Origin of the sequence: Streptomyces sp. NPDC006872 (assembly GCF_040635845.1) — a bacterium.
Lineage (GTDB): Bacteria > Actinomycetota > Actinomycetes > Streptomycetales > Streptomycetaceae > Streptomyces.
In genome coordinates this window covers 571,718-592,684 of record NZ_JBEYIL010000001.1, presented here as the reverse complement: position 1 = coordinate 592,684, position 20,967 = coordinate 571,718, and the positions used below count along the sequence as shown (strand labels likewise).

Here is a 20,967-nt window from a genome sequence, read left to right as displayed (position 1 = left end):
ACGCCCCCTCGCGTCACGGAGCCGCCCGCAGCACACTTGACCAAGAAATGTGTGACCGCCGGAGGGGGACGGGACATGCGGGACGGCCATAGGGCGGAAGCCGAGCGGTTGTTGGCGCGGGCCGTGGAGGAGGAGGTACGGCGGTCCGGCGGGCGTACCGATCGCCAGGCGTTGCTGACCCGGGCCCGTGGCGCGTTGGACGCCATGGCGCAGACGGCCGCCGAGGAGTACGAGGCGTATGCGCGTGCCCTGGAGGAGTCGGAGGCCCGGCGGATCAGTTTCGGGCAGCGGTACGCACGCGAAGGCGGCCGGACTCCGTTACTGGTGGCGGGTGTTGCCGCCGTGACGACGGCGGTCGCCGACCTCGCGCTGGGCACGGGCCCGGGCACGGCGCTCGGGGCCGGGATGGCCGTCGGGGTCGTCGGGGCCGCCGCGACCGTCGTGAAGGTGGCGGGCTCGCATCTGCCGGCCGCGCATCACCGGGCCGGCGAGGCGGGACAGCCCGGCGGCGCCGAGCAACTGCGGCTGCAGTGGCTCACGGCGCTCGAGGTGCGGGGCATCCGGCCGTTCCTGGACCAGCAGCGGGTGCTGAGCGCGACGACCGGGGCGAAGAAGACGCCGGGACCGCAGCTGCGCGGCACGGACAAGAGCGCGGCGGCACGCGGGCGGACGGTGCTGGCGCAGTCCTTCACCCAACTCCCGGAGCCGTCCGGTCCGTTCGCGGGACGTCGGGCGGAGGTCGCGCAGATCCGGCAGTGGGTGCAGTCGGCGCGGGCCAGCACGGAGACCCGGCCCACCGTGGTCGTGCTGCACGGCGACCCCGGCAGCGGCCGCACGACGCTCGCGGTGCGGGCCGCGCACGATCTGCGGGACCAGTTCCGCGGCGCATGCGTGGTGGATCTGCGCGGCGACAGCGCCCAGGAGACGCCGCTGCCCACCAGGGACGCCCTGCTGCACCTGCTGAACCGGCTGGGCGCGCCCCGCGAGCAGCTTCTCTTCCGCGAGCGTTCCTCCGCGGACCAGCAGGTCAAACGGCTGGGCGAGCTGTATCAGCAGCATCTGACGGGCCTGCCGGTCATCGTCGTCCTCGATGACGCCTCCGACGCGGAGCAGATCCGCGCGCTCGTCCCCGAACGCTCCGACAGCCTCGTCCTGATCACCGCACGGACCCCGCCCGCGCTGCCGGCCGAGCTGTCCGCGTGGGTGCACGAGCTGGCGGTGCGCCCGCTGGAGGCGGCGGGTGCGGAGGAACTGCTGGGCGTGGCGGCGCAGGACGCCTCGGGTCCGTACGACGCCGAATCCGCCGACCGGATCACCGAGTTGTGCGGCGGGCTGCCGCTGGCCCTGCGCGTGGCGGGCTCCTCGCTGGGCCCGCGCTCGCCGCGCGCACTGGCCGCGGATCTGGGCGCGTACGGTCCGGTGGAGCCGGTCGAGCGCGCGCTGTGGCTGCGCTACACCGACCAGCCGGAGGTGCCGCGCAGGCTGCTGCGCCGGCTGGCGCTGGCCGGGCGGGCCTCGCTCGGCGCGGCCGCGGCGGCCGCACTGCTCGCCACGGACCGCGGGGAGGCGGCGCGGCATCTCGCGGCCCTCGCCGACGCCGGTCTGGTCGACCTGGTCCGCGGCGACCGCTACCGCCTGCACGACCTGGTCCGCGCCTTCGCGCAGGCCCGCCTGCTGGACGAGGAGGAGCAGACCGACCGCTCGGCCGCCCAGGAGCGTCTGATCGTCAGCTACGCCGAGCTCGCCGACTCCGTGCTGCGGCTGGTCGACGGCAACATGTCGACCCGCTCGGACCGTTTCACCCCGCACGGCTTCACCTCCCTGGACGAGGCGCTGCGCTGGCTGGACGACGAGTCCAGCTTCATCACGGCGACGCTGCGGCACGCGGAGGGCGTCGACCAGAACGCTGTCATGAGCCTGCTGGGCGCACTGTGCGACTACTGCCTGCTGCGCGGCGACCTCTACCGGCTCGGTGAGATCAGCGAGCTGGCCCAGTCGGTCGGCCAGGACCTGCTGGTCCGGTCCGTGCAGTGGCGTACGGGCATCGCGGCCCGTCAGCTGGGCGAGCTCGACAAGGCCCGCACCACGCTCAGCTCGGTCGTCGACCTCTATCTCCAGGCCCATCACGACGCGGGCGCGGCGCGCGCCCTGTGCTCGCTGGGCATCACCCTGCACCACCAGGGCCAGCTCACCGAGGCGGCGGCGAAGCTGCGGGAGGCGATGGACCTGCAGGCCGCGCCCGAGCTGGCCACGGACCGCGCCTGGACGATGCACGCGCTGGCCGCGGTGGAGCGGGACCGCGCCCACCTCGCCGAGGCCCTGGACCTGCTCACCCGCTCCCTGGTCCTGCACCGCGAGGGCGGCTCCGTGCACGGTGAGGCATGGGCGCACTTCCAGCTGGGCCAGCTGCATCTACGGCGCGGCGACGTCCCGCAGGCCGAGGCCGAGCTGCGTCAGGCCCTCGATCTGTACGGCCGCACCCGCGACGCCCGCGGCGAGGCCTGGGCCCTGACCCAGCTGGCCCGGGCCCGGATGATCACCGGCGATCCCGGCCCGGCGGCCGAGGATCTGCGCCGGGCGGCGGCCAGGCACCGGGACAACGAGGACGCGCGCGGCGAGGCCTGGACGATCTACTACCTGGGTCTGGCCCTGGAGGAGACGGGCGACCTCGACCATGCCGTCCGCGAGCTGGAACGTTCCCGCAGCCTCTTCTCCCGGATGCGGGACGTCTACGGCCTGGCCTGCGCCCGGCACCACTCGGCCCGGGTGACCCGCGACCAGCGCGCCGCGCAGACCGGCTCCCTGCGCAACTCCGGCTTCGCCCGGCAGCTGCTGGTCGACGCCCGCGCCGACTTCCAGCGCATCGGGGTCCCCCACGGCGAGGCCTGGACCTGCCTGGAGCTGGCGATCGTCGACGCGGGCAACGCCCGTGCCCAGGCCGCCCTGGCCCTGTGCGAGGAGGCGACGGCCCTGTTCGCGTCCTACGGCGACCGGCGCGGCGAGGACTGGGCGCGCTTCCTGCGCTGCACCCTGCTGCCGTACGCGGCCCCGGGCGGTGTCGTGGTCGGCACGGCGGTGGCCCAGGAGGAACTGGCCCAGCTGAGCCGGACCCACCACCCGCTGCGCGACGGCCGCCTCACCGAATGCCTGGAGGCCTACGCCCTGCTCCTGGAGCGCGGCATCCGCCTGGAGTCGGGCTGGCAGGCCTGGCGCCTGGGAATGGTCCCGAGCAGACACGGCCGCGAGATCATGGGCGTGGAGCTCCCCACGGGGTAGCCGACACCGGCGTCGGCGGGGAGCCTCGGGGCGGAGCGGAGACGGGGCGATTCGCCCACACCCCCGCCCCCCCGCCTTCGCCCTCGCGTCAGGTCGCCGACGACGGCTTCCCGGTCGTCGGCGCGGTGCTCGGCGCGCTCGCCGGCGCGCCCTTGCCGGAGGTTTCGTCCGGGCCCGTCGACTCGCTGAAGTCGACCTTGCCCATGTGCTTGTTCATGGACTTCATCAGGGCCCACACCGCCACCGCCATCGCCGCGAAGACGATGAAGCCGAGGACGCCGGGAGTGACCTTGTTCTCGTCGACCTCCTTGGCGAGGGGGACGAGATGCGTCATTGCCAGGCTCACGCTTGCGCTCATGTCAGGCATTGTCGCGGATGCCCGCAAAGAGGTCGTCCTCGGGGAGGGAGGTATCGACGCGGGACTTCGCGAGCTCGTACTCCTCCGTCGGCCAGACCTCCCGCTGGATCTCCATGGGAACGCGGAACCAGCCGCCGTCGGGGTCGATCTGCGTGGCGTGGGCGATCAGCGCCTTGTCACGGATCTCGTAGAAGTCGGCGCACGGGATGTGCGTGGTCAGCGTGCGCTCCGGCTGCCCGAACTCGTCCCAGCGCTTGAGCCACTCCGCGTAGGGCGACTCCAGGCCGCGCTCGATCATCGCGTTGTGCAGCGCCAGTGTGCGCGGGCGGTTGAAGCCCTGGTTGTAGTAGAGCTTCAGCGGCCGGTACACCGGGCCGAACTCGGCCTCGGGGTACTTCTCGGCGTCGTCCGCACCCTCGAAGGCCACCACCGAGATCTTGTAGGTCATGATGTGGTCGGGGTGCGGGTAGCCGCCGTTCTCGTCGTAGGTGGTGATCACCTGGGGACGGAAGGAACGGATCTGCTTCACCAGCTCGCCGGCCGCCTTGTCGACGTCCTCCAGGGCGAAGCAGCCCTCCGGCAGCGGCGGCAGCGGGTCGCCCTCGGGCAGCCCGGAGTCGACGAAGCCGAGCCACTCCTGCTTGACCCCGAGGATCTCCCTGGCCTCGTCCATCTCCTTCTTGCGTACCTCGTGGATGTGCTCCTCGATGTACTTGTCGCCCTGCAGCTTGGGATTGAGGATGGAGCCGCGCTCGCCGCCCGTGCAGGTCACCACCAGCACGTCCACCCCCTCGGACACGTACATGGCCATGGTGGCCGCGCCCTTGCTCGACTCGTCGTCGGGGTGCGCGTGGACGGCCATCAGTCGCAGCTGGTCAGTCAAGACTCAATCCTCGGTAAGTCGGCGCCCGGTGTGAACCGGCGCGATCGCAGGCTTCTATAGTGACCGAATCGGAGGGCGATTAATTCCGCGCCGGGAGGACGATCATGAGTACGGCGAGCACGCGACTGCCCGAGGGCCGCTACGGCCGCTCCTCGGACGAGCACGCCGACCACAAGCTCAAGATCGCCGGCGCCGTGCTCGGCGCGCTGCTGCTCGCGGTGGTCGGCTACTTCGCCTACCACTACGTCGGCCAGAACAAGATCAGCGCCGAGGTGATCGCTTTCGACGTGGCCTCGGACGACTCGGTGCAGGTCCACCTGGAGGTCCGCAAGGACTCGGGCGCGAACGGCTACTGCACGGTCCGCTCACAGGCCGAGGACGGCACCGAGGTGGGCCGGGCGGACTTCCGCTTCTCCGGTTCGGACACGCGCATCGACCGGGTGGTCACCCTGCGTACGACGGCCAAGGGCACGACGGCGGAGCTGCTCGGCTGTCACGCCGGCTGACGCCGGGCCGTCCAGGCGGGGGCATCCTCCGCAATACGTACACGCTGACCTGCGTTGACGTAATTCTGATGCCTTATGTCCTCCCCCTTCGCCCGCTGAATTGTTAGGCTCGTGGTTTCGCCCATCCCCTGAGGAACATGCTTCTGGGTAGGGCGATGCTTTGTATTCCCAGTACCGACGAGGAGCACCTGTGACCCAGACCAGCGAGTCCGTCACCTGGCTGACCCAGGAGGCGTACAACAAGCTCAAGGTCGAGCTTGAGTACCTTACTGGTCCTGCGCGCACGGAGATCGCCGCCAAGATCGCGGCCGCGCGCGAGGAGGGGGACCTGCGTGAGAACGGTGGGTACCACGCGGCCAAGGAGGAGCAGGGCAAGCAGGAGCTTCGTGTGCGCCAGCTGACCCAGCTTCTCGACAACGCCAAGGTCGGCGAGGCCCCGGCTTCCACGGACGGCGCGGTGGCGCCCGGCATGGTCGTGACGATCGCGTTCGACGGTGACGAGGACGACACGACGACGTTCCTGCTCGCCTCTCGCGAGTACGCGAGCTCCGACATCGAGACCTACTCGCCGCAGTCGCCCCTGGGCACCGGCGTGATCGGTCACAAGGTCGGCGAGGACGCGCAGTACGAGCTGCCGAACGGCAAGAAGGCGTCCGTGCGCATCCTCAAGGCCGAGCCCTACAGCGGCTGACCCTCACAGCGGCTGAGCCCCCTTTCCCGGACGTTCCCGTTCCCGGACCTTCCGGACGAGCCCCCGGCGCCCCGTGCCGCCGGGGGCTTCGTCATGCGGTGGCCGAGCGGTACTTGCGGACCGCCAGCGTCCGGAAGATCAGGACGATCAGCACCGAGTAGATCAGCGAGGCCCAGACGGGGTGCTGCATGGGCCAGGCGTCCGACGCCGACTGGCCGGGGTTGGCGAACAGCACCCGGCAGGCCTGGACGGTGGCGCTGAAGGGGTTCCACTCGGCCACGTGACGCAGCCAGGGCGTCATATTGCTGGTGTCGACGAAGGCGTTGGATATGAAGGTCACCGGGAAGAGCCAGATCAGCCCGCCGGAGGTGGCCGCCTCGGGTGTGCGGACGGTCAGACCGATCAGGGCGCCGATCCAGGTGAACGCGTACCCGAGCAGGAGCAGCAGGCCGAAGGCGGCCAGCACCCGGCCGATGTCGGTGTCGCCGTTGGACCCGACCCGCCAGCCGACCAGGAGCGCGACGACCGCCAGGACCAGCAGCGTGAGCGCCGTCTGCACGAGGTCGGCGAGGGTGCGCCCGGTGAGTACCGCGCCGCGCGCCATGGGCAGGGAGCGGAAGCGGTCTATGAGGCCCTTGTGCATGTCGTCGGCGATGCCCGCGCCGGCACCTGCGGTGGCGAAGGTGACGGTCTGCGCGAAGATGCCCGCCATGAGGAAGTTCTTGTAGTCGGTGGCGCTCGTGCTGCCGCCGATCTGCATGGAGCCGCCGAACACGTAGGTGAAGAGCACCACGAACATAATTGGCTGGATGAGCCCGAAAATAACCATTTCCGGAATCCGGGACATCCGAATCAAGTTGCGCTTTGCAACGACCAGCGAGTCGCGGACGGACTGTCCGAGCGGATGGGCGGGCGCGGGCGCCGCGCCGCGCACGGCGTCGGTGACGGCACTCATCTGACGGTCTCCCTCTCGCTCTGTCCGTTGCGTTCGCTGTGCTCGTCGCCCTCGGCCTTCGCTTCGGCCACGTGTCCCGTCAGGGACAGGAAGACGTCGTCGAGGGTGGGGCGGCGCAGGCCTATGTCGTCTATCTCTATGCCGCGGGTGTCGAGCTCGCGGATGACCTCGGCGAGGAGCTTGGCGCCGCCCGCGACGGGCACGGTGAGCTTGCGCATGTGCTGCTCGACGGTTGTCTCGCCCTTGCCGAAGCCGGCCAGTACCTCCGCGGCCGTGGTGATGTGTTCGCGATCGTGCACGACAACCTCCACGCGCTCGCCGCCGGTGCGGGCCTTGAGCTGGTCGGAGGTGCCGCGGGCGATGACGCGGCCGTGGTCGACGACCGCGATGTCATGCGCGAGGTGGTCGGCCTCTTCGAGGTACTGAGTGGTCAGCAACAGCGTCGTGCCGCCGGAGACCAGACGCTTGATCACCTCCCACAGGAGCTGGCGGTTACGTGGGTCGAGGCCGGTCGTCGGCTCGTCCATGAACATCACGGGCGGCGAGACCACCAGCGCCGCGGCCAGGTCGAGGCGGCGGCGCATGCCTCCGGAGTAGGTCTTGGCGGTGCGGTCGGCGGCGTCCGCGAGGTCGAACTGGTCGAGCAGCTCGGCGGCCCGGATCTTGGCCGCACCGGATTTCATCTGGTAGAGCTGGCCGACCATCTGGAGGTTCTCGCGGCCGGTGAGGTATTCGTCGACCGCGGCGAACTGGCCGGACAGGCCGATCGAGCGGCGCACCTCGTTGGGGTGCTTGAGCACGTCGAAGCCGGCGACGACGGCCCGGCCTCGATCGGGGCGCAGGAGGGTGGTCAGACAGCGGACCGCGGTGGTCTTGCCCGCCCCGTTCGGCCCGAGCAGGCCGAGGACGGTGCCCTCCGGGACGTCGAGGTCGACGCCGTCCAGAGCCTTTACGTCGCCGAAGGTCTTGACCAGACCCTCGGCGTAGATGGCGCCTGGCATATGAGTCTCCACGTCGTTGGGGATTCTTCGGAAAGCCTAGGTTTGCACTTTTCGTTCCGCCCGTCTCTCCGCACGACCGGGCATGGAATGAGCGGCATGCGACACACCATAACGCGATGTATCGCGTCTCACAACGGACTTACTCGAATGAGTGACAGAGAGGGCTCTGACCTGGATCAGCCCGTCAGCCGATCAGCCGATCAGCCGATCAGTCGATGACGGTGTAGCCGGACTCGCGCAGGGCCCGGCCGACCTCGGCACAGTGCATCGGCCCCTTCGTCTCCAGGTGCAGCTCGACCTCCGCCTCGGTCAGCCCGAGCCGGGGATCGGTCCGCACATGGCCCACGTCCAGAACGTTGGCGTCGACCAGTGTCAACACACCGAGCAGCGTGGCGAGGGCGCCCGGCCGGTCCGTCAGCCGCAGCCGTACGGCCAGGTAGCGGCCCTGCGCCGCCATGCCGTGCCGCAGCACACGCTCCATCAGCACCGGATCGACGTTGCCGCCGGACAGCACCGCGACGACCGGCCCGTCGAAGGATTCGGGCCTGCTCAGCAGCGCGGCCACCGGGCTGGCGCCGGCCGGCTCGACGACCAGCTTGGCCCGCTCCAGGCACAACAGCAGCGCGGTGGACAACTCGTCCTCCGTCACCGTGCGCACCTCGTCCACCAGATCGCCGACGAGGGCGAACGGCACGTCGCCGGGCCGGCCGACCTTGATGCCGTCGGCCATCGTCGCCGGGTTGCGGATCGACACCGGCCGCCCGGCCGCCAGCGAGGGCGGATACGCCGCGGCCCCCACCGCCTGCACGCCGACGATCCGCACGTCCGGCCGCAGCGCCTTCACCGCGACGGCGATGCCCGCCGCCAGACCGCCGCCGCCGACCCCGACGACGATCGTGCGCACCTCCGGGCACTGCTCCAGGATCTCCAGGCCGACCGTGCCCTGCCCCGCGATGACGTCGGGGTGGTCGAAGGGGTGGATGAACACCGCCCCCGTCTCGAGCGCGTACTCCTGCGCGGCGGCCAGCGTCTCGTCGACCACCTGACCGTGCAGGCGCACCTCGGCGCCGTACTCGCGGGTGGCGCTGATCTTGGGAAGCGGCGCGCCCTGCGGCATGAACACCGTGGAACGCACGCCCAGCAGCGACGACGCCAGCGCGACGCCCTGCGCGTGGTTGCCCGCGCTCGCCGCGACGACCCCGGCGGCCCGTTCCTCCGGCAGCAGCCCGGAGATCCGGACGTACGCGCCGCGCAGCTTGAACGATCCCGTCCGCTGGAGGTTCTCGCACTTGAAGTGCACCGGAGCCCCCACCAACTGGGAAAGGTGCCTGCTGCCCTCCATCGCGGTCATCCGCGCGACGCCCGACAACATCTTCTGGGCGCCACGCACATCGTCGAGGGTGACGGCACGCAAGGAGTCAGCCGGGCGGTAGCTCATGACACCAGCATCGCAGTTCACAGGCGGGAACGGCCGCTGTGACCAACCTCCGAGACCGGTTTCCGCAGCGCCCGTACGACCCGCCTTCCAGCCGCGTACTCTGTCCCCCATTCCAGCAGCCCCTTCATGAAGTGAGCCCCCGGCCATGCCCACAACACCTGAAATGTCGATGGACATGACGACCGTCGGTGACACCGGTCTTCTCGACACGCTGCAGCACGAGGTCGCGGTGTTCGCCCGCCGTGCCGAACAGACCCGGCTCGGCGGTGTCGGGCAGGTGCGCAACTCCATGGACCGCGCCGCGTACCTGCTGCTCAACCGCCTCGACAAGGAAGGCCCGATGGGCGTCAAGGCGCTCGCCGCGAGCATGGGCATCGACTCGTCCACGGTCACCCGGCAGGTGGCCCCGCTCGTCGACACCGGCCTGGTCAAGCGGACCTCGCACCCCGAGGACGGACGGGCCGTGGTGCTCCAGCTGTCCCCGCGCGGGCAGTCCCGTCTGGAGGAAGTACGGTCCTCCCGGCGGCAGTTGATGGCCGAGCTCACGGAAGAGTGGGCACCGGAGGAGCGCGAGGCGTTCTGCACGCTCCTCACGCGCTTCAACACCGCGCTGTCCTCCCGGATGGCCGCCCAGGGCCTGCCGGGCGCGGAGCCGTCGCAGACCGCGTCCTGAGCGAGAAGCGAGAAGCGCGCGGCTCTTCGCCGAGGAGTGCGCGGCCCTCGAACGAGGAGTGCGCGGCTCTTGACCGAAAGCCTGCCCCTGGCCTCATATGAGACCGGAGGACATGGCCGTCCAGGGGCCAGGGATCCGAAAGCTCCGGAAGCCCCGGAAGCTCCGGGATCCGGGGGTTCAGGGGGATGCCGTCGGGCGGGAGGCTCGGTGTGCGAGAGACGCGTGCGGCCCAGGAAGCCCGCCGGGCCCGGGAGTTCGAGGCGTTCGTCGCCGGAGCGGGCGGACGGCTGCTGCACGCCGCGACACTGCTCACGGCCGAGGCTCCGGACGCCAACCCGCGCGCGCGTCGCCTGCTGACACTCGCGCTCGCGCACACGTACGCGTGCTGGGACCGGCTGCACGGCGAGGATCCGTACAACCGTGCCCGCGAGCACCTCGCCACCCGTTTCCTGCACGGCGCCTGGCACCAGTACGGCGCGCTGCCCCTGGGCCGCATACTGCAGCGGCCCGCCGCCGTCGGCACACTGGCCCGGCTCACTCCCCAGGAACGCCTCGTCCTGGTCCTGAGGCTGTACGAGGGCGTCGCCGAGGAACAGGTGGCGGCCCTGCTCGGCCTCCCCACGGACCGGGTCCGCACGGTCTGCGACCGCGCGACGGCGACGCTTCTGCACCCCCCGCGCGGACCGGCGCCCGCGGTACGGCGGGCGAAGGCGGCCGCGTCGTGAACCGCGCCGAGCGGGACGCCGCCGTACGCCAGATCATGGAGCGGACGGCGCCGCACGTACCCGCGGAGCTGCACGCCGACGTCGTACGCCGGGGCAGCCGCATGCTGCGCCGCCGGACGATCGCCCGGCGGCTGCTGTGGCTGCTGCTGCTCGCGGCGACCGTGGCGTTCGTCGTCTGGGCGGTGATCGCCCAGCCCTGGGTGGAGCCGCCGTCGGAGACGACTCCACCGCTCACCGACTGGTGACGAACAAGCCTCGGCAGGGGGTCTAGCCGAGGGCCTGCTGCAGGTCTTCGAGGAGATCGTCGACGTTCTCGATGCCCACGGAGAGACGGACGAGATCGGCGGGCACCTCGAGGGCGGAACCGACCACGGACGCGTGCGTCATGCGCCCCGGGTGCTCGATGAGGGACTCGACGCCGCCCAGGGACTCGCCCAGGGTGAACACCTTGGCGCGGTTGCAGACCTCGACGGCCGCCTCCTCGCCGCCGGTCACCCGGAAGGAGATCATGCCGCCGAAGGCCCGCATCTGCTTGGCGGCGACCTCGTGACCGGGGTGCTCCGGCAGGCCCGGGTACAGCACGCTCGTCACGCGCGCGTGCCGCGTCAGCATGTCGGCGACCTTGGTGGCGTTCTCGCTGTGCCGGTCCATGCGCACCGACAGCGTCTTCGTGCCGCGCAGCACCAGCCAGGAGTCGAAGGGCCCGGCGACCGCGCCCATCGCGTTCTGGTGGAACGCCAGCTCCTCGCCCAGCTCCGCGTCGCCGGTGATCAGCGCGCCGCCGACGACGTCCGAGTGGCCGCCCATGTACTTGGTCAGGGAGTGCACGACGACGTCGGCGCCGAGCGCCAGCGGCTGCTGCAGATACGGCGTGGCGAAGGTGTTGTCGACGACGAGCCGGGCGCCCGCGTCATGGGCGACCTGGGCGACGGCGGCGATGTCGGTGATGCCGAGCAGCGGGTTGGAGGGGGTCTCCACCCACACCGCCTTGGTCTTCGGGGTGAGGGCGGCCCGTACGGCGGACGGATCGCTGGTGTCGGCGACCGACCACTCGACCCCCCACCGGGCGACGACCTTGGCGAAGAGCCGGAACGTTCCGCCGTACGCGTCGTTGGGGATGACCACGTGGTCGCCGGGGCTGAGCAGCGTACGCAACAGGCAGTCCTCGGCCGCCAGTCCGGAAGCGAACGCAAGGCCTCGGCTGCCGCCTTCGAGGGCGGCGAGGTTCTCCTCCAGGGCGGTCCTGGTCGGGTTGGCGCTGCGGCTGTACTCGTAGCCGCCGCGCAGGCCGCCGACGCCGTCCTGCTTGTAGGTCGAGACCTGGTAGATCGGCGGGACGACCGCGCCGGTGAGGGGATCGGCGGTGTTGCCCGCGTGGATCGCGAGGGTCTCGAAATGCTGACTGATGTGCCTGTCGCTCATGGACAACGAGCGTAGTCCGCTCACGCGCCGGACGCGGGACGGGAGCGGTACGGGAGCGGTACGGGCCCGTGCCCGAGCACGGGCAGGGCGCGGGAGGGGGCACGGGCAGGGCGCGGGACGGGCGCGGGAGGGGCGCGGGACGGGCGGTTTCCTCGGCCGTGAGCGGACAGTTATCCACAGGTGCGGGGGCGGGTTGGCCAATTGTCGGCGCGGTCTGGTTCGCTTGTGGCATGGAGATTCTCTGGGTCCTGATGGCGCTGGTCCTGATCGGCTTCGTGCTGCTGCCGTTCCTGCGGCGCAGGCGCGGCCAGATCGAGCTGGTCCCGGCGGATCACCCGGACGCCGCGGACCCGGCGACCTACGGCTTCGTGCGCACGGAGGAGCTGGACATCCGCATGCCCGGCCCCGACCACGACCTGCTGGACGTGCTGGACGTGGTGCAGCACACGCAGGACTACCGGGCCGCGCAGCAGCTGCTCGCCGGCACCGAGACGGAGGGTGAGCTGCGCTGGCAGCGCGTGCAGGCCTTCGCCGGCGCGGCGGCGCTGGAGCTGCAGCAGCGGCCTGGCGGTGTCAGCGAGACGCCGGGCGGGCAGTGGCTGCGGGTGTGGCGGACCGAGGCGCCGAAGGACGCGGGCGGTGCGGCGGTGCACGCCGAGTTCCTGGTCCAGCAGGCGTGGCGGACGTCGACGCGGGGCACGGACGACTTCCGGATCATCATGGAGGAGGCGAAGGACGCCTGCGGTCAGGCGGCGCTGCTCGCCCCCGGCGACCCGATCCCGTACATCGTCGAGCTGTCCGTGGCCCGTGGCCTGAACTACCCGCAGGCGGAGTTCGAGCAGCTCTGGCTGAAGATCCTGGACCGCGCTCCGGCGCACATGGGGGCGCATCTGGCGGCCCTGCACTACTGGTGCGAGAAGTGGCACGGTTCGCGCGAGCTGGCGAACGCGTTCGCGGAGGCGGCGGCGGCCAGAGCCCCCCAGGGCTCGCTCCTCGCGGCCATGCCCCTGTTCGCGGTCTTCGAGCACCTGCCCGAGGTGAACCTGGTCAGCGGCTTCTACCAGAGCGAGGTCGTGACGAAGGCGATGCACGGCGCGCTGTTCGCGGTGCACGCGGCCCGGCCCGACGACCCGATGCTGGCGCACGTCCGCCACCTGCTGATCTTCTTCCTGGTACGGGCCGAGCGCTGGTCCGAGGCGATGAGCCAGCTCATACACGTGGACGGCCATGTCGGCGCCCTCCCCTGGACGCTCTCCCCCGACCCGGCGGGCGAGTTCGCGATCTACCGAGCGCTGGCGGTAGCGGGCTACGAGGCGAACGGCGGCAGCCCGGCAACGCTGCCGCACTGAGGTCGGGGACCGTCGGGCGGAACCTCGGCCGGCCCGGCCAGTCGGCCAGCCGGCCTCCGCCTTCCGCCCTTCACCGGACCGCCGCGCTGTCAGCCCTCCGCGCGGGCGGGCAGCCGCCATCCCGGGCGCGGGAAGTGGCAGGTGTAGCCGTTCGGGTAACGCTGCAGGTAGTCCTGGTGCTCGGGCTCGGCCTCCCAGAAGGGGCCGACCGGCTCCACCTCGGTGACGACCTTGCCGGGCCACAGTCCGGAGGCGTCCACATCGGCGATCGTGTCCTCGGCGATCCGCTTCTGCTCGTCGTCCACGTAGTAGATCGCCGAGCGGTAGCTGAGGCCGATGTCGTTGCCCTGGCGGTTCTTGGTGCTCGGGTCGTGGATCTGGAAGAAGAACTCCAGGATCGCGCGGAAGTCGGTCTTCTCGGGATCGAAGGCGATCTCGATGGCCTCCGCGTGCGTGCCGTGGTTACGGTACGTCGCGTTCGCCACGTCACCCCCCGTGTATCCGACCCGGGTCGCCGTCACGCCCGGGAGTCGGCGTATCAGCTCCTCCATCCCCCAGAAGCATCCACCAGCCAGCACGGCCCTCTGCGTCTGCGACGCCATTACGGCCCCTCCAATATCTGTCGGCTCGGTCACTCGGGCTGCTCGGCTCGCACACCACCGGCATCCCAGCCCACTGACCTCAACACACGAGGGTCCCAACCGATTCCAGGCCGGTCCAACCCGCCCAACCCGCCCTGTCCGACAGCCGACAGCCGAGAGATCATGAGGAGACGCCTCGCGCCAGGCACCTTCGGATGAGGTCGGTGGTGGAGACACCCGCCGTGTACTCGACGAGCTGCAACTTCCCCGCAGCGGCCACCGGGCCGAAGACCTCTTCGATGGCATCCGGCGAGATGTCGTCCCCGTGCACGACCACCGCGATGTCGTGATCGTCCAGGAACTCGGTCGTCACGCGTTCCGGAGCGTTCGGTATCACCGCGTCGACGTAGCGGCACGACTCGATCACCGTGACCCGCTCGGCCAGGGTCATGATGGGCCTTCGCTTGTACTCGGTCACGACCTCGTCCGAGAGGACGCCGACGATCAGCCGGTCCCCGAAGGTTCGCGCGGCCTTGAGAAGCGCCACGTGACCCGGGTGGAAGAGATCTCCCACCATGTCGACGTAGACGTTCCGCCGCTTGCTCGTCCCAGCATGTTCGGTCACGGCCGCTGTCCCCCTCTGCATCGTCCGGCTGACCAACCCTGCGCGCACACGGTCATCACGACAGAAGCGCCGACTTCCCGAACCGGCCCGAGCCCACCGCGGCCGTCGGTGGGCTCGGATCGTCCGTGCAGCCGGTTTCCGTTACTTCCCGAATGCCTGGCGGAACTCGTCGACGGTCTCGTCCGAGGCCCCGTTCGCACCGCACACCGGGACGACGCCGTTCTCGGCGGCCAGGATGTAGCGCTCACCCTCCGAGAACGTCAGCGCCTCCGGCCGGCTCGCGTCGCTGCCGAGCACGACCGTCTCCGAGTCGCCGCCCTTCAACCAGTGATCGACGCGGAAGGTGACCGTGGAACCCTTGATGGAGGTGACCGTTCCCACGAAGAGGGTCGGGTACCCGCGCAGGGTGTCGGGACTGGGTGCCACACACTTCTGGCTGCCGAAGCCGCTGTGGGTGGTGAGTGTCAGCGGGCCGGTCGAGGCCGAGTGCCCGTTGTCGTCGTTCGCCATGACTCCTCCGGCGATGCCGCCGCCGAGCAGCAGCAGACCGGCAGCCGCCGCGAGTCCGAGGAGCTGACGGCGGCTCCGCCGCGCCACGGTCTTCGCGGGGACCGTACTGCCGGTCTGGAGCGCGGTGTCGGTGGTCAAGATGTCCTCCACAAGTCGGTCGATGTCAGGCAGCGGAGCATGTGGGGTCAGCGCCGGGTCCGCGGACTTCAGCCGGGCCAGCAACTCGTCGTCATTCACTGACCGCTCCTTCCTTCATCTCTCTTGTGTCCGGACGGTTCGTCATGCTTTCGCCTCAACTGTTCGGCGAGTTTCGTTTTCGCCCGGTGCAGCCGGATGCTCACGGCGTTGGACGTCAGCCCGGTCGCCTCCGCGATCTGCCGGGGTGCCAGCCCCTCCCACGCCCACAGCCGCACCACCTCACGGTCCAGCGCCCCGAGGGCGGCGAGCGCGGCGTGCAGATCGCTGTGGTCGGCGACCCCGGCCGGCTGCTGCTCCTGCGTCCGGATCAACCGCTCCATCAGTCGGAGCCGACGCCCGTCGGCACGGCGGGCATTCGCCAGGCAGCCCCGTGCCACCCCGTAGCACCACGGCAGCACGTCATCGGGCTCGGGCAGGGAACCTGGCGCCGAGCCCAGGCCGGGGACGTCGTCAATACGGCGCCACAGCACCAGCATCGCCTCCGCCAGGATGTCGTCGACCATGTCGGCGCTCGTCCGTCGCAGCAGATACCGGTGCAACGGTTCCACCACCACGTGCGCCAGTCTTTCGAAGCGCGCCCGCTGCCTCTGGCGCGACTCCTCTTCCGTCATGGATTCCACAACCCGTCCTGTCCGGCACCGGCCGGATCCTTTCAGGCGAGGACCCGGTGGAGTCCGGCAGATGGCTTCCCCCCCCTCCCGTCGCCGCGCCAGGTCGGGACGGGCGTCGGCTCACCAGTCGTGCATGGTCCCGTCGCTCAGCCTGTTGACCGGCAAGTACGCCGGCTCGTACGGGAAGTGGCGTGCCACCTCGGTGTCGAGTTCGACTCCCAGTCCCGGGGTGTCGGACGGGTGCAGCAGCCCGTCCTCGAACCGGAACGAGGTGCGGAAGACCTCCAGCGTCCGCTCGGAGTGCTGCATGTACTCCTGGATGCCGAAGTTGTGGATGGCCAGGTCCAGGTGGAGCGCCGCGGCCATGCCCACCGGGGAGATGTCGGTCGGGCCGTGCATCCCGGACTTGATGCCGTAGACATCTGCGAGATCGAGCAGCTTCTTCATGGCGGTGACACCACCGGTGTGGGTGACGGCGGATCGCACGTAGTCGATCAGCCGCTCGCTCAGCAACGTGGTGTAGTCGTACACCGAGTTGAAGACCTCACCGATCGCCAACGGTGTCGTCGTGTGCTGCCGGATCAGGCGCAGGGCCGCCTGATCCTCCGCAGGCGTGGCGTCCTCCAGCCAGAACAGGTCGTACGGTTCCAGTGCCTTGCCGAGTTTGGCGGCCTGGATCGGCGTCATCCGGTGGTGCCCGTCGTGCAGCAACGGCAGTTCGGGACCGAACTCCGCCCGGACGGCCTCGAAGACGGACGGCATGTGCCGCAGATACGCGCGGGTGTCCCAGGTCTCCACCGTCGGGCGGAGCCGCCCGCCGACGGTGGCGCGGCGCGCGGGCTCGTAGTCGTAGCGCTCTCCGCCCTCCGCGCCGGAGGCGGCCACCCCGTACACCGAGTCCAGGCCGGGGATGCCGCTCTGCACGCGGATGGCGCGGTAGCCCAGCTCCAGGTGCTTGCGGACGGAGTCGAGCAGTTCGGGCACATCGCGGCCCGAGGCGTGCCCGTAGGCCATGGCTCCGCTGCGGGACGCACCGCCGAGGAGCTGGTAGAGGGGCATCCCGGCGCTCTTGGCCTTGATGTCCCACAGCGCTGTGTCGACCGCCGCGATGGCCGCCATGGTCACGGGGCCGCGCCGCCAGTAGGCGCCCCGGTAGAGGTACTGCCAGGTGTCCTCGATGCGCGAGGCGTCGCCGCCGAGGATCAGGGGGACGACATGGTCGTCCAGATATGACTGCACGGCCAGTTCCCGGCCGTTCAGCGTGGCGTCGCCGAGGCCGGTGACGCCGTCCTCGGTGGTGAGGCGCAGGGTGACGAAGTTCCGTCCCGGGCTGGTCACGATCACCTCGGCAGACTCAATCCGCATGACGAGATCCCCTTCTCTTCGGTCGGGTCGATCGGGTCGATCGGGCGGGTCGATCGGGCGCGCCAATCCGTCGAGTCGATCGGTCGGGTCGATCGGTCGGGTCGATCCGTCGGGTCGATCCGTCGGGTCGATCCGTCGAGTCAATCGGTCGGGTCAATCGGTCGGGTCAATCGGTCGGGTCGTCGGCGGAACGCGGGCCGGGCGACTCCCGTACGCGGTCCATGTTCGGGCGGACCGGCTCAACGCCCCCGCGCGAGCCGGGCCAGCTCGGTCTGGACCTCGGCGACGATGCGTTCGACGAGCAGGGTCGCGTCGACCGTCATGCCGACCTCGTCGTCCTGCAATGGTTCGAGGTCCTCGAACTGTGAGGGCACCAGGGAGGTGGGCATGTAGTGCGACTGTCTGCCGGCCACCCGGGCGGCGGCCTCGTCCTGGCCGAGTTCCAGGTGCACGAAGAACGCGTCGGGGCGGGCCACGCGCAGCATCTCGCGGTAGATGCGTCTGAGGGCCGAGCACGTGATCACCAGCCCCTCCTCCGAGCCCGCCGCCCGCATGCGGCCCGCGATGGCGGCCAGCCACGGGCTGCGGCTCCGGTCGTCGAGAGGGTCGCCGCGCTCCATCGACTCCCGGTTGCGCCTGCTGTGGAAGCGGTCCCCCTCCTCGAAGGGCACCCTGAGCGACTCCGCCAGGTACTGGCCCACGGTGGTCTTGCCGCACCCGGTCACCCCCATGACGACGACGGGAGCGCGCCGAGCACGGACCAACCCGGCCATGGCGTCCCGGAAACCGTCTCGATGGGCGGTCGGCAGGCCGTTCGCGTTGAACTCGTCCAGCCCGGCCCGAAGACGGTCGAGCACCGCGGGATCCTGCAGTCGTCCGCCCCGGATCTCGGCGAGGATGGCCTCCGCGAAGGCCTCCGAGGCCGTCGCCAGTCCCTGGTCGACGGCGTAGGCCAGCCCCATGTGCAGCCACATGGCGATCGGCTCCGGCCGGGCGGGATAGCTCTGCACGGTGTCGGTGCCGACGGCGGCGCGCGCCGACGTGACCGTCGCGTCCTGGTGACCGCCCGCCCAGTCCCGGTCGATCCGGTGGTTCAAGGCCATGACGACCGGGTGGGAAAGACGCAGGAACAGCTCGTTGCGCGAGCCGGCCAGCAGGGTGCGGTGGAAGGCGGCGTCGATGTCCCGGAAGCGCTGCCGGATCGCGGCTCCTTCCCGCGGCTGCGCAAAGTCCGGTTCCTCGCTGAGGGCGAGCAGGGTGCGGGCTTGGCTGGTCAGGTCGTGGCAGACTTCCGCGGACCTGCTCAGCGCCGCAAGCCTGGCCGCCCGGGGCTCGATCACCTCCCGCAGCTCGGTGAGTGACCGCATCTGGCTGTCGGGGGCCACCTCCAGACGCCACGCGATCACGTCGGGGTCCAGCAGGTCCCACCGTTCCAGCGCCTGAACGGTGGCTCCGATCCGCGGCTGCAGATTGATCAGGCCCTTCTGATGCAGCGTCTGCAGTGCCTCGCGCGCCATGGGCCGGGTGATCCCGAACTCGTGCACGACGGCGTCCACTGTCAGGTGCTGGTCGCGCGGCTTTCCCCCTTCCACGATCTGGCAGCCCAGTAGTTCCACCACCTTGGCGGTGGAACCCCGTAGGGCGTCCTCGGAATCCACGCGAGGGTCTAATTCAGGACCAGTCATGGCGGGAATGCTAGGTCACAGCGCTGCTCTGGTCAGCTGTCCGGGCAACGCGTGAAGTAGCACGGAGAGCCCTACGGGCGCACAACGGAGCGCGCTTCTGCCCGCGACCGCCCCTCTTCTGCCCCTTCGCGCAGTGATGAAATATCAGAAGCCTTCTCTGATACCGCTCATCTGGCTACGGTAGTCACTCATTCGAGAGGTTCCTGACGCAGCTGCAGGAGTGCCATATGTCCGAACCGACCTCGCCCACGCCACCGCCACCGCCGGAGCGGCTGTCCTTACGCTGGGCCCTCATTCTCTTGGCCGCGGTGGTGGCAGGACTGCTGGCAGGGCTGCTGACCTACGCCCAGTCGGGCAACTGGCCCGGATCACTCATGGCCGCACTCGGCGCAAGCGGCGCGGCACTCGTGGGCCTACCGCTGCTGCTCTGAGACCCGGCAAAAAATCAGTGGCCGCCTGAACCGGCCGACTTCACGCTGTACGCCATGGAAGAACCGCAACACAGGATCCGTGCGGCCCACTCGGAATCCACGATCACCGTCTACCAGGCATACTCCCCGGAAATCGGCCTGCCCGCCGTCCGCGACGGCCGTTTCCCCGCCGCGTGGAAGCGGGACAGAATGACGTGGATCAAGCCGTCGTTCCTGTGGATGATGTACCGCTGCGGCTGGGGCTCCAAGACAGGGCAGGAGACCGTCCTCGCCGTCGAGGTCACCCGCGACGGTTTCGAGTGGGCACTGCGCCACGCGTGTCTGTCGAGCTACGTCCGAGGGGTGCACCCCGACCGAGCCACCTGGCAGCGTCAGTTGAAGCGTGCGCCCGCCCGCGTGCAGTGGGACCCCGAGCGGGACCCGCGCCTCCAGCCCCTGCCGTACCGGTCCCTGCAACTCGGCCTCTCCGGCGAGGCCGTACGACGCTACGCGGACGAGTGGACGGTCGCCATCCGCGACGTGACCCCACTCGCCCACGAGATCCACGCCCTCGTCAGCGGCGGTGACCTGGACTCCGCCGCCCGACTGCTGCCCCAGGAACGCCCCTATCCCGCTGGAGACGAACTTCTTGCCCACCTCCTGGGATGACGAACCGGCTCACCCAACAGCCAAACCGCAACCGCCGGGTCACCCGGCACAACAGGCTCGCCGGGACCGGTGTGCGCGCCTGATCGGCGAGGCGAGGCGCATGGCTGAGCCCATGGCGCCGCCGCCCACTGCTTGCTTGCCTGCCGCAGGATTCATCGCTGTTCGGGGGCCCCGATGGCGAGGACCCGATCGCGCAGCACCGGAAGCTCGGTGCGGATTCGGGCGACTTCGGCCATGTCGAGATCCGCCGTCACCGTCTCCGCTGCGGTGCCGGCCGCGCCCTGGACGGTTCCCCAGGGGTCGATGATCATGCTGTGGCCGGCCTGCTGCATGCCGCCGTGGGTGCCTACCGCGCAACAGGCCAGGAGGAAGACCTGCTCCTCCAGGGCCCTCGTGCGCGTGAGGAGCTGCCAATGGCCGAGGCGGGCCGCGGGCCAAGCGGCAGGCACCACGATCAGCTCCGCGCCCGCGTCGAGCAGGCCCCGGAAGAGTTCCGGGAAGCGGAGGTCGTAGCAGATGGCGAGGCCGATCACACCGAAGTCGGTGGGCACGGTGACGATGTCGTCGCCGCCGCCCATCATGGTCGCCTCACCGGTGTCGAAGCCGTATCGATGGATCTTGCGATAGCTACCACGCAGCTCGCCCTCCCGGTCGAAGAGGAGAGCGGTGTTGTACAGGGTCCCGTCCCCGTCCCGCTCGACGATCGATCCGGCATGGAGCCACGCCCCGGCCTGACGGGCAGCGGCGGACATGACCTCGGCAGTCGGGCCGTCGACCCCTTCGGCATCGCGCCCCCAGCGGTCGTACGCCCAGGCGCCGGCCGTCCACAGCTCCGGCAGGACCACGAGGTCGTCGCCCGCCCGGCTGCGGACCAGCGAAGCTGCCCTGTGACGGCGCTCGTCGGCGGAGTCCGACGAGTCCACGGACAGCTGTAACAGCGAGGCACGCATGGCTGTCACCTCCGTGACCGTTCCGCACGGTCCAGGGGAACCTGTTCCCTTCGAGCGTAGGCGACAACATGCGCATCTCGCGTCCC

22 protein-coding genes are annotated in these 20,967 nt (G+C 70.4%); 9 read left to right on the top strand and 13 right to left on the bottom strand.

Annotated elements, in window-relative coordinates; translation table 11 throughout:
* Positions 1-75 precede the first annotated feature (75 nt).
* Positions 76-3,276 (top strand): tetratricopeptide repeat protein, encoded by a 3,201-nt coding sequence (locus tag ABZ725_RS02785; protein WP_358800999.1) that lies wholly within the window; start codon positions 76-78, stop codon positions 3,274-3,276.
* 88 nt (positions 3,277-3,364) lie between these two features.
* Here the strand turns inward: ABZ725_RS02785 and ABZ725_RS02780 are convergent, their stop codons facing one another.
* A complete protein-coding gene (locus ABZ725_RS02780; protein WP_358800998.1) occupies positions 3,365-3,643 on the bottom strand; it encodes a hypothetical protein in 279 nt (92 codons plus the stop codon).
* A complete protein-coding gene (gene mca, locus ABZ725_RS02775) occupies positions 3,636-4,496 on the bottom strand; it encodes a mycothiol conjugate amidase Mca (protein WP_358801364.1) in 861 nt (286 codons plus the stop codon). The genes ABZ725_RS02780 and mca overlap by 8 nt, the downstream gene beginning before the upstream one ends.
* A gap of 125 nt (positions 4,497-4,621) precedes the next feature.
* Between mca and ABZ725_RS02770 the strand changes: the two genes are divergently transcribed.
* Positions 4,622-5,023 (top strand): DUF4307 domain-containing protein, encoded by a 402-nt coding sequence (locus ABZ725_RS02770; RefSeq protein ID WP_358800997.1) that lies wholly within the window; start codon positions 4,622-4,624, stop codon positions 5,021-5,023.
* Positions 5,024-5,213: 190 nt separating this feature from the next.
* Positions 5,214-5,714 carry a transcription elongation factor GreA gene (gene greA, locus ABZ725_RS02765; protein ID WP_358800996.1) on the top strand — a complete coding sequence of 167 codons (501 nt, stop codon included), beginning with the start codon at positions 5,214-5,216 and terminating at the stop codon, positions 5,712-5,714.
* A gap of 91 nt (positions 5,715-5,805) precedes the next feature.
* On the opposite strand, the gene ABZ725_RS02760 is transcribed toward greA, so the two are convergent.
* The 3 genes from ABZ725_RS02760 to ilvA all read right to left on the bottom strand — a co-directional run bounded on the left by ABZ725_RS02760 (position 5,806) and on the right by ilvA (position 9,108).
* On the bottom strand, positions 5,806-6,669 hold the full coding sequence (locus ABZ725_RS02760; protein ID WP_358800995.1) for an ABC transporter permease: 864 nt from the start codon (positions 6,667-6,669) through the stop codon (positions 5,806-5,808).
* Complete coding sequence (locus ABZ725_RS02755; RefSeq protein ID WP_358800994.1) at positions 6,666-7,670, bottom strand: ATP-binding cassette domain-containing protein; 1,005 nt, start codon at positions 7,668-7,670, stop codon at positions 6,666-6,668. The genes ABZ725_RS02760 and ABZ725_RS02755 overlap by 4 nt, the downstream gene beginning before the upstream one ends.
* A 208-nt stretch (positions 7,671-7,878) precedes the next feature.
* Positions 7,879-9,108, bottom strand: a complete 1,230-nt coding sequence (ilvA, locus tag ABZ725_RS02750) for a threonine ammonia-lyase (protein ID WP_358800993.1) — start codon at positions 9,106-9,108, stop codon at positions 7,879-7,881.
* A 163-nt stretch (positions 9,109-9,271) separates the two neighbouring features.
* Between ilvA and ABZ725_RS02745 the strand changes: the two genes are divergently transcribed.
* From ABZ725_RS02745 to ABZ725_RS02735, 3 genes are all read left to right on the top strand, one after another.
* The gene (locus ABZ725_RS02745; RefSeq protein ID WP_351910212.1) at positions 9,272-9,781 is read left to right on the top strand and encodes a MarR family transcriptional regulator; all 510 of its coding nucleotides are present in this window, start codon (positions 9,272-9,274) and stop codon (positions 9,779-9,781) included.
* A gap of 209 nt (positions 9,782-9,990) precedes the next feature.
* Positions 9,991-10,506 carry a sigma factor-like helix-turn-helix DNA-binding protein gene (locus ABZ725_RS02740; protein ID WP_351910118.1) on the top strand — a complete coding sequence of 172 codons (516 nt, stop codon included), beginning with the start codon at positions 9,991-9,993 and terminating at the stop codon, positions 10,504-10,506.
* Entirely contained in the window at positions 10,503-10,751 is a 249-nt protein-coding gene (locus ABZ725_RS02735; protein WP_351910120.1) for a hypothetical protein, read from the top strand. The genes ABZ725_RS02740 and ABZ725_RS02735 overlap by 4 nt, the downstream gene beginning before the upstream one ends.
* A gap of 22 nt (positions 10,752-10,773) precedes the next feature.
* Here the strand turns inward: ABZ725_RS02735 and ABZ725_RS02730 are convergent, their stop codons facing one another.
* Positions 10,774-11,928: a cystathionine gamma-synthase gene (locus tag ABZ725_RS02730; protein WP_358800992.1), complete on the bottom strand. Its 1,155-nt coding sequence runs from the start codon at positions 11,926-11,928 to the stop codon at positions 10,774-10,776.
* Positions 11,929-12,158: 230 nt separating this feature from the next.
* On the opposite strand from ABZ725_RS02730, the gene ABZ725_RS02725 reads away from it, so the two are divergent.
* Positions 12,159-13,277, top strand: coding sequence for a hypothetical protein (locus tag ABZ725_RS02725; protein WP_358800991.1), 1,119 nt, complete (start codon positions 12,159-12,161; stop codon positions 13,275-13,277).
* Positions 13,278-13,366: 89 nt separating this feature from the next.
* On the opposite strand, the gene msrA is transcribed toward ABZ725_RS02725, so the two are convergent.
* From msrA to ABZ725_RS02695, 6 genes are all read right to left on the bottom strand, one after another.
* Positions 13,367-13,879, bottom strand: a complete 513-nt coding sequence (gene msrA, locus ABZ725_RS02720; RefSeq protein ID WP_358800990.1) for a peptide-methionine (S)-S-oxide reductase MsrA — start codon at positions 13,877-13,879, stop codon at positions 13,367-13,369.
* A gap of 160 nt (positions 13,880-14,039) precedes the next feature.
* Positions 14,040-14,483 (bottom strand): adenylyltransferase/cytidyltransferase family protein, encoded by a 444-nt coding sequence (locus tag ABZ725_RS02715; RefSeq protein ID WP_358800989.1) that lies wholly within the window; start codon positions 14,481-14,483, stop codon positions 14,040-14,042.
* Positions 14,484-14,624: 141 nt separating this feature from the next.
* Positions 14,625-15,230, bottom strand: a complete 606-nt coding sequence (locus tag ABZ725_RS02710) for a hypothetical protein (protein WP_358800988.1) — start codon at positions 15,228-15,230, stop codon at positions 14,625-14,627.
* On the bottom strand, positions 15,227-15,802 hold the full coding sequence (locus tag ABZ725_RS02705; protein WP_358801363.1) for a sigma-70 family RNA polymerase sigma factor: 576 nt from the start codon (positions 15,800-15,802) through the stop codon (positions 15,227-15,229). The genes ABZ725_RS02710 and ABZ725_RS02705 overlap by 4 nt, the downstream gene beginning before the upstream one ends.
* Before the next feature lie 120 nt (positions 15,803-15,922).
* Positions 15,923-17,167 (bottom strand): D-mannonate dehydratase ManD, encoded by a 1,245-nt coding sequence (gene manD, locus ABZ725_RS02700; RefSeq protein ID WP_358800987.1) that lies wholly within the window; start codon positions 17,165-17,167, stop codon positions 15,923-15,925.
* A 239-nt stretch (positions 17,168-17,406) separates the two neighbouring features.
* On the bottom strand, positions 17,407-18,825 hold the full coding sequence (locus tag ABZ725_RS02695) for a gluconokinase, GntK/IdnK-type (protein ID WP_358800986.1): 1,419 nt from the start codon (positions 18,823-18,825) through the stop codon (positions 17,407-17,409).
* Positions 18,826-19,079: 254 nt separating this feature from the next.
* On the opposite strand from ABZ725_RS02695, the gene ABZ725_RS02690 reads away from it, so the two are divergent.
* Positions 19,080-19,283, top strand: a complete 204-nt coding sequence (locus tag ABZ725_RS02690; protein WP_358800985.1) for a hypothetical protein — start codon at positions 19,080-19,082, stop codon at positions 19,281-19,283.
* Between the two features lie 54 nt (positions 19,284-19,337).
* Positions 19,338-19,931, top strand: a complete 594-nt coding sequence (locus ABZ725_RS02685; protein WP_358800984.1) for a DUF4291 domain-containing protein — start codon at positions 19,338-19,340, stop codon at positions 19,929-19,931.
* Positions 19,932-20,083: 152 nt separating this feature from the next.
* On the opposite strand, the gene ABZ725_RS02680 is transcribed toward ABZ725_RS02685, so the two are convergent.
* Positions 20,084-20,881, bottom strand: coding sequence for a carbon-nitrogen family hydrolase (locus ABZ725_RS02680; protein WP_358800983.1), 798 nt, complete (start codon positions 20,879-20,881; stop codon positions 20,084-20,086).
* Positions 20,882-20,967 lie beyond the last annotated feature (86 nt).

Excerpts from the sequence above, each read along its gene's own strand:
- ABZ725_RS02785 (WP_358800999.1), top strand. The coding sequence starts at position 76 with ATGCGGGACGGCCATAGGGCGGAAGCCGAGCGGTTGTTGGCGCGGGCC.
- ABZ725_RS02780 (WP_358800998.1), bottom strand. The coding sequence starts at position 3,643 with ATGCCTGACATGAGCGCAAGCGTGAGCCTGGCAATGACGCATCTCGTC.
- mca (WP_358801364.1), bottom strand. The coding sequence starts at position 4,496 with ATGGCCGTCCACGCGCACCCCGACGACGAGTCGAGCAAGGGCGCGGCC.
- ABZ725_RS02770 (WP_358800997.1), top strand. The coding sequence starts at position 4,622 with ATGAGTACGGCGAGCACGCGACTGCCCGAGGGCCGCTACGGCCGCTCC.
- ABZ725_RS02760 (WP_358800995.1), bottom strand. The coding sequence starts at position 6,669 with ATGAGTGCCGTCACCGACGCCGTGCGCGGCGCGGCGCCCGCGCCCGCC.
- ABZ725_RS02755 (WP_358800994.1), bottom strand. The coding sequence starts at position 7,670 with ATGCCAGGCGCCATCTACGCCGAGGGTCTGGTCAAGACCTTCGGCGAC.
- ilvA (WP_358800993.1), bottom strand. The coding sequence starts at position 9,108 with ATGAGCTACCGCCCGGCTGACTCCTTGCGTGCCGTCACCCTCGACGAT.
- ABZ725_RS02745 (WP_351910212.1), top strand. The coding sequence starts at position 9,272 with ATGTCGATGGACATGACGACCGTCGGTGACACCGGTCTTCTCGACACG.
- ABZ725_RS02730 (WP_358800992.1), bottom strand. The coding sequence starts at position 11,928 with ATGAGCGACAGGCACATCAGTCAGCATTTCGAGACCCTCGCGATCCAC.
- ABZ725_RS02725 (WP_358800991.1), top strand. The coding sequence starts at position 12,159 with ATGGAGATTCTCTGGGTCCTGATGGCGCTGGTCCTGATCGGCTTCGTG.
- msrA (WP_358800990.1), bottom strand. The coding sequence starts at position 13,879 with ATGGCGTCGCAGACGCAGAGGGCCGTGCTGGCTGGTGGATGCTTCTGG.
- ABZ725_RS02705 (WP_358801363.1), bottom strand. The coding sequence starts at position 15,802 with ATGACGGAAGAGGAGTCGCGCCAGAGGCAGCGGGCGCGCTTCGAAAGA.
- manD (WP_358800987.1), bottom strand. The coding sequence starts at position 17,167 with ATGCGGATTGAGTCTGCCGAGGTGATCGTGACCAGCCCGGGACGGAAC.
- ABZ725_RS02690 (WP_358800985.1), top strand. The coding sequence starts at position 19,080 with ATGTCCGAACCGACCTCGCCCACGCCACCGCCACCGCCGGAGCGGCTG.
- ABZ725_RS02685 (WP_358800984.1), top strand. The coding sequence starts at position 19,338 with ATGGAAGAACCGCAACACAGGATCCGTGCGGCCCACTCGGAATCCACG.
- ABZ725_RS02680 (WP_358800983.1), bottom strand. The coding sequence starts at position 20,881 with ATGCGTGCCTCGCTGTTACAGCTGTCCGTGGACTCGTCGGACTCCGCC.